Source organism: Bacteroidales bacterium (assembly GCA_014860585.1).
Classification (GTDB): domain Bacteria; phylum Bacteroidota; class Bacteroidia; order Bacteroidales; family 4484-276; genus RZYY01.
Map to the genome: position 1 here is coordinate 1 of JACZJL010000156.1, position 2022 is coordinate 2022.

Sequence of the window (2022 nt, forward strand, 5' to 3'; positions counted from 1 at the left end):
TCCCTTTCGATGGTTGCGGGGTCTTGTAAAAGATAGGCCACCTGGTAATAAACCGTTTTATCGGCCTTTTGCGCCACAAAATCAACTTCATTGCCATTCATCACCCCAACAGAAACTTTGTATCCCAATCGCCTAAGCTGAATGAACACGTAATTCTCCAGATAATATCCGATGTCTTGCGGATAAAACCCGAAAAAGTAACTCCTGAAGGCAGGATCGTTCAGGTAATATTTTCGCACTCCACCCAAAGTTTGCTTTCCTCTCAAATTGTAGCGCTCAGCAACATGAATCAAAAACGTGTCGTGCAAATAGCCGATGTAGCCCGAGATTGTTTCATAATTGGTTTTCCGCTGCTTACTCTTGAAGTAATTCACTATTCCGTTTATGGAAGTGAGATTGCCGGTATTGGTAGCCAGAAAATTAAAAATCTCCTCGAGAAGAATCGTGTCGTTTATCTGATGCCGCTGAACGATATCACGTAAGACGATGGTGTTTCTCAAATCATCCACATAATGTCGGCAAAGCTCCTCGTCCGGCAAGTTTAGCATTTCAGGCAAACCGCCCTTTCTCATGTATTCGAGAAAAAATGTCCTGTCAACGGTGCGATTTTTAGCTTCAGCCATTTCCGTCAGGCTGAATGGAAACACCTCAAATTCCACATACCTGCCTGAAAGCAGGCTGGCAAGCTCTCCCGAAAGCAGCTTTGAGTTTGACCCGGTGATGAAAAGCTCATATTCCGAAGTAAAATCCTGGGCATAAGAATTCACGAACTTCTCCCAATCCGCAATGTTTTGTACCTCGTCCAGGAAAATCCAAACCTTGCCGTTGGGCTTAACAATAGTTTGGTAATGATGAAACAACTCTTCAAGATCACCGGCTGTTTTGACTTCATCGAAAGCGAGAAACTCTTTGTTGAGGTAAAATATATTCGAAGGTGGCGCCTGGTTGGAGTTAATAAGATAATGGATAATTTGCCGTAAAAGATAGCTTTTACCAACTCTTCGCTGGCCTACGATGACTTTAATAAGTTTGTTGCCAATATAATCCTTTATCTCATCAAGATAAGCATCCCGACGAAAGCCTGTATTTGGCAACTTGCCATCCCAGGTGTTGTACTTTCTTATTTTTTCTAAAATACCATTCATAAAAAATAATCAGTTGCATTTGAATAATTCACAAAAATAGAATTATTTTCGGTTAAACCTGAAAATATCACTAATCATTTTCATCAGCTTTCTGCTGAAATGTTGGCAGCTTAATAAACGTTTGCAAGAAAACGCCCGTCCCTGAAACTCATTACCCGAATAATCAGGTTTTAAATGTTTTGGACAGGCGCTTATTATATGCCGTGAAAAATATCAACCCGGTCTATTACTCAATTGGATAAGATTCTTCCCAGTTGGTAAACAAATACCAGGACAGCGAAAAGTAAAAAATGTTGGATGCAAAGTCGTAGGGTTTGGTCTGAATCCCATCCACCATGGCTACATAATCGCGGTTGTGGAAGTTGGTGAGGTAATATTTGAATTTCAGTGTAGCGCCATAGGGAAACTGGATGCCGGCCATGACCGAGTGCTGAACGGGCTCAACCCTGTCCGAAAACCAGATCACATCCTTATCCTCCTTTGAATCATTTACAAACAGCTTTTCTTTGTAAACAAAAGGGAACTCAATTTCATACCCGCCAAAAAACATAAAATTATCCATCTGGCCAACTTTAAACCCGACCGGAATACCGAGGTTGTAGGTGCGGTATTTGAATTTTGAGTTGTTGGGATCGAAAGGGTTTTCATAGATGTAACCCACGTTCCTGACGGCCATACCGGTGAAAAGGCCAAATGAGTTGTTTAAATCGTAGTTGAGCATCGTTTGCGGGTTAAAAGCCGGCGCCCAACGCATGACGTTTCCTTCGCTATTACCAAGGTTGTCAATTGTGGCAAACGAAAAGATCATTTCCGTGGAAAAAGAAACATAAGGTTCCTTCTTTTCCTGGGCAGTTGCTCCAAGGGCAATCATTAAAAA

2 protein-coding genes are annotated in these 2022 nt (G+C 41.7%); both read right to left on the minus strand.

What is annotated here, in order from left to right:
- Window positions 1-1145: ATP-binding protein (locus IH598_15685; GenBank protein ID MBE0639959.1), on the minus strand; the 1145-nt coding region annotated here is incomplete at its 3' end.
- Between the two features lie 226 nt (window positions 1146-1371).
- On the minus strand, window positions 1372-2022 hold a 651-nt coding region (locus IH598_15690; GenBank protein ID MBE0639960.1), incomplete at its 5' end, for a hypothetical protein.